An 8,869-nucleotide genomic window follows, 5' to 3' on the forward strand; every position below is an offset into this window, starting at 1 on the left:
CATTTTCAATACTGACCAGGGGTCGCAATTTACGACACCCCGTTTCACCGGGATACTGGAAGAGCGTCAGATCCGCATCAGTATGGACGGGCGTGGGCGATGGCTGGATAACGTGTTCATCGAGCGTTTGTGGCGGTCGCTGAAATATGAATGCGTCTACCTGCACGCGTTCGAGACCGGATCAGAACTGAGGGCCGGGCTTGGCAGATGGATCGCCCATTATAACGAAAGGCGTCCGCATACGGCGCTGGCTGGACGAACGCCCGATGAGGCGTATCATAACGTGCCGACGCCATCTGGTCCGGGGTTAACCCCGGACCAGATGGCCAACAGCAACGCCGTCAGAAGAGCGGCATAACAACAACCGGGGATAGCTTATCAAGCCCGCAAAACTGTCCGAACGGACGGGGCCACCTCACTAGACCGTGCATTATCATTAATAGTTACCAATGAATTAGGGTAATCTTCGTTAGTTCGATATTGGCAACCGAAGACATAACGTCCGCAATGTAGGCGAAACCAGTCATCTGCGTCCGTGGTCGAGTGGCCCGGGGTTTGCGGTTCATGCGATGCTGCGGCAGATTGCGGCATGGTCCGTATTTTCATCGATTCTGATGCCTGCCCCGTGAAAGACGAAGTGTATCGTGTGGCCGGGCGCTATGGCTTGCATGTTTTCGTTGTCTCCAACCGGATGATTGCGGTGCCGGGATCGCCGTTAATCGAGCGCGTAGTGGTAGATTCAGGGCCTGACGTCGCAGATGACTGGATTGCCGAGCGCACTTCAGACAGGGACATCGTCATTACGGCCGATATTCCACTGGCGGCGCGCTGCATTGAAAAAGGCTCGTACGTTCTTGAACCGAAAGGGCGCCGTCTGGACCGTGATGCGATTGGCATGGCGTTGGCGATGCGTAATCTGATGACAGATCTGCGCTCGGTGGGCGTTATGACCTCGACCGGGGCTACGTTTGGGAAGGCGGATCGATCTCGCTTCCTCTCGGAACTCGATACGATGGTTGTAAGGGCACGCAAGCCGTGATGTGACCGGAATACCGGCTGATGCGGTGCAGTCCGCTTGAAATTCCAAGCGGGAATGTCCGGTTTCCGGATTGGCTGGATGACCCGTTGAGCGACTGAAATGAGGCGCTGCTGCCTGTCTGCTCCTCCATCACCAAGCAGCCGGCCTGCTTTAAAAGCTGTTTTCTTAACGTCCAGTCTTCCAGCAGTATATTTCATATCGTTGTATCGGCAGCGGTCCCGGTATGCCGTCTTGCGAATCATAACGCGGACTTATATGATCCGCGTATGGCACTTTATGGCGCAAGCACCGAATATATCCTCCATAGCCTGCTGTGGCTGGTGGACAATCCTGAACCTGTCAGCAGCCTTGATCTCGCGGAATTGCAGGAAATCCCTGCGGCGTTCGTCGCCAAGCTGCTTCCCAAGCTTGAAAAGGCAGGGCTTCTCACCGCGTCTGAAGGCCTGAAAGGCGGTTACAGACTGGCCAGACCAGCCGGGGAGATCACCGTGCTGGCCGTTGTGGACGCGGTTGAAGGCCAGAAGAACCTTTTCAACTGTCAGGAAATTCGTGGTCGCTGCGCGCTTTTTGATCAACGGCCGCCTGAATGGGCGACACGGGGCGTGTGTGGAATTCATGGCGTCATGCTGCGGGCTGAGCAGGCCATGCGGCAGGAACTGGCGGAGACAACGCTCGCCGATCTGGCCATATCAGTCCGCAATAAGGCCCCTGCCCTTTTCTTTGGAGAGGCACAGTCATGGTTCGACGAACGTGTCCAGACCCGTCGGACCCACAAGGTCAGGCAACGCAGAAGATCAGGTAATTCCTGAATCATCATAAGCCTTTCGCAAGAGGAACATCGAATATGCGCAAATTTCTTGCTTTCGGCGCCATAGCCGCAAGCTTCTGCACCCATTCCCTCCATGCAGCCACCACGGTCACGCCCCTGACAGCCCATGACCTGCAAGGCATGCCCGGCAGGGAAGGGGCCATGCTGACAGTCGATTACGGTCCCGGAGAGTCCGATCCGATCCACAGGCACAATGCTTCAGTCTTTGTGTATGTGCTGAAGGGAAGCGTCATCATGCAGGTCAAGGGCGGTATGCCTGTGACCCTGAAAGAAGGGCAGACCTTCTTTGAAGGACCGAACGATGTCCATCTCGTCGGGCGTAATGCCAGCCAGACGGAGCCCGCCCGTTTCCTTGCGTTTTTCGTCAAGGACAAGACTGCGCCCTTCGTTTTCCCCGCACATTGAGCCGAAGGGGATCGAAACATCATGAAGGTTCTTGTTGCAGGTGCCAGTGGCGCACTGGGGCGCCCGCTGATCAGGCGCCTGCGGGGCGCGGGGCACGAAGTCTGGGGACTGGCCCATCGTCCTCACAGCCTTGAAGCGATTGAAAGGCTCGGCGCATGTCCCGTGAAGGCCGATGCGCTCGACCGGGTCAGTATTTTCACACTTGTCGAACAGATCCGTCCAGAAGTGGTCATCGACCAGCTGACCTCCCTTCCCGCCAGCCCCTTCGATCTGCCGGCGCGCATCGCCGCCGACTGCAGGCTGCGCCTGGAAGGCGGCGCCCATCTGTTCGACGCGGCCCGGACGTGGCGCGTGCGACGTTATATCCAGCAGTTGTCAGGATTTTATCTGAATGGTGGAGAAGATCTGGCGACAGAGGCCTCGCCGCTCAGGGTCAGCGCCCCCGGCACGATCGGTAAAAGCGCGCGGATGTATACGGTGCTGGAAAAGCGGGTCCTGAGCGCGCCGACAATGGAAGGCGTCGGGCTCCGTTACGGGTTCTTCTATGGTCCTGGCACATGGTACTGGCCGGATGGCGCATTCAGTCGCCATCTTGCACGGGGTGAAGTTCCCCTGATCGGCGCGGGCCGAAGCATGTTTTCCTTCATTCACGTAGATGATGCAGCCCGGGCGACGGTAGCGGCGCTGACGGCACAGACGGGGATCTATAACATTGTCGACAGTCAGCCGACGAAGCTATCCGAATGGCTGCCAGCCTATGCAGACTGGATCGGGGCAGGTGTTCCGTCCTATCTGGGCGAGCAGGAGGCCCTGCGCCTCATGGGCGAGGAGAGCATCTATTATCAGAACAGTCTTACGGGCGCGTGCAACCAGAAAGCCCTGAATATGCTGGATTTCAGTCCGCAACGGCTGCCGTGGCTCAATCGGTAAATCGAGACATATGCTCTTCAGGCGGATTATACGATGGCCGCTCACGGGATGAGCCGTGCATCCCGTCCATCCGTTACGAGGCGAATGCCTCCGATCTGCGATGCGCTGAGCATATTAAGGGCGTTGTCGGGGGGGGGCACGCCGACAATATCAGGAAGGGTACGGGTCGGTGACAGACAGACCGTAATGGGTCGGCTTAAAAGTATGATCGCCTCTTCTTTTCCTTGGGTTTTGAACGGATACCCAAGGTTCGGCCACGGCTTCCACGCCCGAACCACACCCCGCGTAGATCGGGATCGACGTCTGCAAGGATCATCTCGACGCAGCCCGTCACCCCGGCGGTGATACCGTCCGTGTCGACAACACCAGCAAGGAACAGACCGCGCTCTTGCGCTGGATTGGAGATATGAAGGCCGTCGCCACCTGTCGCCTTCCATTTTCGGATCAGCCGGAACTTCCGGTTGATGGAAATATGCGATTTATACCCAAAGAATGAGATGGCGAGATCCGTTGACGGGATCGTTCTATCCTCCTGCTGCTTCGCTTTGGTGAACTGAAGCGTTCATCGGGCCTGTCTTTCCAGCCTTCGGGGATATGCCCCGCCCGAAGATCCGCTTTCTCCGCGTTGGTATTGCGCTATTTTGGCGCCCTCACCAGCATTGTGTCCAGGATCCGGCCTGATATTGGCAGATAACCGGCGTTCCGTAGTGTGGTAGTAAGGCACTCGAATAGTCTTTCAATCGCACCGGGCTGCTTCATGCCACTATCCTCTCACCATGACGCGAGAGGAAATCACAGAGGGATATCCAAAAAACAGTTTTTTCGAGCCCTCGAGATCGTTACGTTAATCCCCAAGTTGCAAAAGTTCTGACGTCCGAACTTTTGTGTCCACAAATTGAACATCTAGCCAGAAACTATCTCCGCCTATAGCCATGTCCACGTGCGTCCGCCTTGTTGAAAGCGGGAAGAAGATTGTAGCCTCTGCGGAGTCACTGTCGGTACATTTCGGTAAACTGGCGCCTTCATCATGCATACTACCTTAAGAGTTCTGACGTCCGAACTTTGTTTAGCGAGCTACCCCACCGAACTTGTGACAGTAGGAACGAAATTGCTTGACTTGAAGTTCGCATAGCGTCAACGTCAACCATAATTGTTGACGTTGACACGGTTGATATCCACGCACGGAACGCAAGATCATGAATGGTAAGTTGCTACGCGAACTCAGAACGACCCTGCGGCTTAGTCAGGGAGATCTTAAAGACGAGTTGAATCGTTTACTCGGTAGAAGTTACGATAAGCCGAGGATTTCTCGATGGGAGAATAATAGGGAGCCTATTCCAGAGGACGTAGCGCATACTCTTACGGCTCTTATTTCCAATCAGAAGCAGGTCGCTCGGGTACTCGTTCTGGCAAATCAAAAAGGGGGGGTCGGCAAAACAACGTCGTCTCTGAATCTTGCATATGCACTCAGATCCCTTGGTTGTAGGGTGCTGCTAATTGATATGGACCCGCAGGCAACCGCCACTATCGGTCTCTTAGCGTCATATCACGTAAATGCTTATCATGATGGTAAGACTTCCGCGCAAGTCATCCTCAATGATAAGCCTCTACGAGATGTAATTCTCACACCTCAAGACGTACCTGACGAACTAGAGCTACCGTATGACATGGTGGCGAGCCACATCGAGCTTTCTGAAACCGATAGCCGAAGGGAACCTGGTTTCGACGTCGCACTGCGCGAGGCTATCGACAGCGTACGTAACGAATACGATTGGATAGTAATTGATGCGCCGCCGAATCTCGGTATGCTGACATGGATGAGTCTCGCTGCCGCAGACGAGGTTATCGTTCCGGTTCGAACTGAGCCATACGACACCATGGGCGTCGGGCTGATCATGGGGACAGTCAGCAAAATTCAGAGACGCCTCAATCCGGGTTTGCGGCTTAGTGGTATATTGCCGACACAATACAACGCACGAAAATCGGTTGATCGAGAAGTGCTGGAGCAGCTCCAGATTATGTTGCGAGATAGAAGCGTCGTATTGCTTCCTGTACCGTCAAGTGCAGTGTATGGGCACGCAGCACGAGCCGGAAAAGTGGCGCTTGAATCATCTCCTAGTTCGGCAGCAACGCTTCCCTACTTATCTGTTGCCCGCTCTCTCAATAATAAGTTGCCTTTACCTTTAGCGCCGATCTTAAGCCACGAGGAACGTAAATGATGACCGTGCGAAAAAGGGTAAAAAAGGCCTCTCCAATTCTGACTATGGCAGCAGGCATGGTGGAAGATGCATCCACGCATTTCATTGGCAGCGATTCAAAATTTAAACATACTTTCGAAGCTCGATTAGACCAGATTACGGCGGATCCCGAACAGCCCCGCAAAGCATTTGATCAAAAAGCATTAGACGAGTTAGCTGCAACTATGACCGAACATGGTCAGCTTCAGCCGATCCTTGTTCGCAAAAACCCGCTTGGTAACCCAAAATGGGTCATTGTCGCTGGTGAGCGTAGATGGCGAGCGGCAGGGCACGCTCAGTGGCCAACAATCCTTGCTATTGAATTTGATGGAGATTCTGAAGTTGCCTCCCTGATTGAGAACTTGCAACGTGTTGATCTGTCCCCTCATGAGGAGGCGAGAGGTTTAAAACGCCTTTTGGAAACGCGAGGCTTGTCCCAAGCCGAAGCCGCTGAAACATTGGGAAAAACAAAAGGGGAAATCAGCGCAACCCTTCGTTTGTTATCATTGGGTGAGGATTGTCTGATTCGACTATCAGAGCACGGTGTCCCTAAAAACGTTCTCGTGGAGTTGGCCCGCATTACTGACGATAACTTACGAAATACCCTTATCGATCAGGCAGAGAATGGAAAGCTGACCGTCAAAGAAGTTCGTTATGCTAGAGAACGGCCTGAGATGGTTGTTTCTCCCATCCTCAAGCCTCCACGTTATTCGAACTCATTATCCTTAAAAGCTTTGGAAAAGATATCTTCTCGTCTTGTCTCTTTTCGGGCACAGCGAAGCAAAATTTCTGCAAATGAGCGTGACAAGCTTCTAGCGCTACGCACGGAGATCGACGAGACATTGGCTCGCCTTCCTATTGATGAAGAGAACACTTCTTCATAATTTTCTTTTTTCTCTATAGCACCCGCCAAACTGCTAATAGGAACTCTACATGGCCAAAGATGAAGCCGACCTATTTATAGATTCATTGGTCGATGCCCCGTTAAAAGACGATCGGGCTCTCATGGAGTTCCCCTTCTTCAGTATTCAGAAGCAGCCCCGCATGGAACCTCTCGTATACGAGGATGGTCGAACGCAGATACGAATTGAACCCGGCCCTAAAGGACTTGCGACGATATGGGACAAAGACGTACTTCTCTATATTATCTCGCTTATCAACGAACGTATCGAGCGTAATATGCCTGTCGAAAAGACAGTTCGTTTTGCTGCGCATGATCTTCTGCGGGTCACAGGCAGAGGTACAGGTAAAAGAAGTTATGAACTCCTATTAGATGCACTACATCGTCTACGCTCCACCAATATTGTAACATCAATTGAATCGGCTTCTGAACGCGAGCGGAGAGGGTTTGGATGGATTGAAACATGGCGGGTGGTTGAAAAAAAATTGGCATCGGGTCGAATGGTTATGGCAGCCATCGAGATAACCCTGAACGACTGGATGTTTCGTGCTCTAGTTAAAGATCGTCGCGTTCTTACGATCAATCCCGAATACTTTGAACTCGAGAGTGGCCTCGGTCGTCGCCTTTACGAAATCGGTAGAAAACACTTAGGTAATCAGTCAGAGTGGAAAATAAATATTGAAAAACTAGCTAACAAAATCGGCACATCACGAGAGCTTCGGTTTTTCAAGAGGGATTTGCTTAAGGTTATCGGGTCTGGTCAAATCCCGGACTATGATATTTCTCTTGAAGTTACTGGTAGAGGGGCACGTCCTAATGTGGTTTTTCAGCACAAGAGAGTGACCCGTGATCATAAGAAATAGCCAGTTTCCTTTTTTGACGACATGTTTGAAATGGTTGTGCGCGATGTTCCGATCGCCTGGCTAATCAGCGATCGCCGGTGGCGTAGCGTGCGCGATGTTCCGATATAAGCCCTTTATAACGCATCTTGTGGCGAGGCAGCGCACGTCGCGCCTATTTTTTTTAAGATAACATTGGTTTTTGTTTGTAAGTGCCTCTCTGATACAGAGTAGAACCAAAAAAATACCCTTATCCACACCAGTTACATCCGTATAGCAGAACATCGCGCACACCCGTTCGGAACTTCCCGCACAAAAACCCGGAATATCACGCACGAAACAGGTCGGAATATCGCGCACTGTTTATCGGAACATCGCGCACCAAAAGGTATCGCAAGGTATTATTAATATTACACTTTTTTTACCCGTAACGTTTTAACTAGATTCTATAACATCTTAATGAGTGGCCCCTGTGGGCAAACTAACCCTGCCTCCTGAAATGCCCTCGATTGGAAGTAAGGTCTGTCCGTAGGAGACAGACGATGAAGAAAGCACGTTTCACACAGGAGCAAATCGTCGGGATTCTGAAGGAGCATCAGGCGGGCGCGACAGCGCCCGATCTGTGCCTCAGGCACGGGATTAGCGATGCAACATTCTACACGTAGCGATCGAAATACGGCGGGATGGAGGTATCGGAAGCGAGGCGGCTGAAGGGTCTTGAAGAAGAGAACGCGAAGCTGAAGCGGCTTCTGGCGGAGAGCGTGATGGACGTCTCGATGCTGAAGGAACTGCTGGCAAAAAACTCGTGACGCCCGGCAGGCGGGTCTGCTGAAGGAGTGCGAGGCGCTCACATGGGATGGTCGGCACAGCAAGCCCCTGCGCCTGTGGGCCAGCTCGGTGGGTGGCACGGTCCCTGATGCCATCCGCACCGGAACTCCGGTGGCCCGGTTCGCGGCATGACACCAGACCTGCGGGGCTACGACCATATCATCGTGGCCCTGAGCGGCGGGAACGTCTCCGCCATGGCGCTGCGCGGGCAGGACCGCTTCCTCGGCCGCCGGACCCTGTTCATCACCGGGGAGCGCGCGGAAGAAAGCCCCGGGCGCGCCCGCTACGCGGTATTCGAGCCGCATCGTACCGATACCCGCGCCAGCCTGCGCCGTCCCCGTCTCGTCGATCACTGGCGTCCGGTTCACGGATGGTCGGAAGCAATGGTATGGGACTGCCTCAGGCGGCACCGCATCGTGCCAGCCCTGCCATACCGGATCGGCTTCGGCCGGCTGTCCTGCCTTGGCTGCATTTTCATGTCGGCAGACCAGGCCGCAACGTTCCGCCTCATCGCCCCCGACCGCTTCGCGCGCTTCGCCGCATACGAACATGCCTTCGGCTGCACGATACGGCGCGACATCGACCTGAACACCCTTGCCGATCGGGGGCGCCCGTTTCCCGCTGCCCTGCAACAGCCCGACCTGGTCCGGCAGGCGCTGTCGCCCGACCGGGCAGGCCCCGTGCTGACAGATCACTGGCGCCTGCCCGCAGGGGCTTTCGGCGAGAGCGCGGGGCCGGGTTAGCCCGGGGCGTGGCTGCGGAAAGCAGAAAAAAGCAGAACAGGAATACGAGAAAAAAGGACGCACCAGACCGGCGGGCCAGGCGCAAGGGGCTGGTCGGTTCGTGTCCTCGCCCTGACTG

At 54.3% G+C, this 8,869-nt stretch carries 9 protein-coding genes and 2 pseudogenes; 10 read left to right on the forward strand and 1 reads right to left on the reverse strand.

Annotation, left to right across the window (positions count from 1 at the left end; translation table 11 throughout):
• The 5 genes from ACBR42_RS16440 to ACBR42_RS16460 form a co-directional block, all read left to right on the forward strand.
• Positions 1–358, forward strand: a 358-nt coding sequence (locus ACBR42_RS16440) for a transposase (RefSeq protein WP_371208743.1), incomplete at its 5' end; no start/stop codon positions are given.
• Between the two features lie 231 nt (positions 359–589).
• Entirely contained in the window at positions 590–1,039 is a 450-nt protein-coding gene (locus ACBR42_RS16445; RefSeq protein WP_371208744.1) for a YaiI/YqxD family protein, read from the forward strand.
• Positions 1,040–1,305: 266 nt separating this feature from the next.
• Positions 1,306–1,848 carry an Rrf2 family transcriptional regulator gene (locus ACBR42_RS16450; protein ID WP_371208745.1) on the forward strand — a complete coding sequence of 181 codons (543 nt, stop codon included), beginning with the start codon at positions 1,306–1,308 and terminating at the stop codon, positions 1,846–1,848.
• A 35-nt stretch (positions 1,849–1,883) separates the two neighbouring features.
• A complete protein-coding gene (locus ACBR42_RS16455; protein WP_371208746.1) occupies positions 1,884–2,273 on the forward strand; it encodes a cupin domain-containing protein in 390 nt (129 codons plus the stop codon).
• Between the two features lie 21 nt (positions 2,274–2,294).
• On the forward strand, positions 2,295–3,203 hold the full coding sequence (locus ACBR42_RS16460) for an NAD-dependent epimerase/dehydratase family protein (protein ID WP_371208747.1): 909 nt from the start codon (positions 2,295–2,297) through the stop codon (positions 3,201–3,203).
• Positions 3,204–3,627: 424 nt separating this feature from the next.
• Here ACBR42_RS16460 and ACBR42_RS16465 read toward each other — a convergent pair.
• A pseudogene (locus tag ACBR42_RS16465) lies at positions 3,628–3,962 on the reverse strand (IS5/IS1182 family transposase); the annotation flags it as partial.
• 437 nt (positions 3,963–4,399) lie between these two features.
• Here ACBR42_RS16465 and ACBR42_RS16470 point away from each other — a divergent pair.
• The 5 genes and pseudogenes from ACBR42_RS16470 to ACBR42_RS16490 all read left to right on the forward strand — a co-directional run bounded on the left by ACBR42_RS16470 (position 4,400) and on the right by ACBR42_RS16490 (position 8,751).
• Complete coding sequence (locus ACBR42_RS16470) at positions 4,400–5,422, forward strand: AAA family ATPase (RefSeq protein ID WP_371208748.1); 1,023 nt, start codon at positions 4,400–4,402, stop codon at positions 5,420–5,422.
• Positions 5,419–6,324: a ParB/RepB/Spo0J family partition protein gene (locus ACBR42_RS16475; protein ID WP_371208749.1), complete on the forward strand. Its 906-nt coding sequence runs from the start codon at positions 5,419–5,421 to the stop codon at positions 6,322–6,324. Before ACBR42_RS16470 ends, ACBR42_RS16475 begins: the two co-directional genes overlap by 4 nt.
• A 49-nt stretch (positions 6,325–6,373) precedes the next feature.
• The gene (locus tag ACBR42_RS16480) at positions 6,374–7,204 is read left to right on the forward strand and encodes a replication initiator protein A (protein WP_371208750.1); all 831 of its coding nucleotides are present in this window, start codon (positions 6,374–6,376) and stop codon (positions 7,202–7,204) included.
• Between the two features lie 518 nt (positions 7,205–7,722).
• Positions 7,723–8,003, forward strand: a pseudogene (locus ACBR42_RS16485) (transposase); the annotation flags it as partial.
• Positions 8,004–8,136: 133 nt separating this feature from the next.
• The gene (locus tag ACBR42_RS16490) at positions 8,137–8,751 is read left to right on the forward strand and encodes a phosphoadenosine phosphosulfate reductase family protein (protein ID WP_371208751.1); all 615 of its coding nucleotides are present in this window, start codon (positions 8,137–8,139) and stop codon (positions 8,749–8,751) included.
• Positions 8,752–8,869 lie beyond the last annotated feature (118 nt).

This window comes from Komagataeibacter sp. SM21 (assembly GCF_041402665.1).
Classification (GTDB): Bacteria; Pseudomonadota; Alphaproteobacteria; order Acetobacterales; family Acetobacteraceae; genus Komagataeibacter; species Komagataeibacter saccharivorans.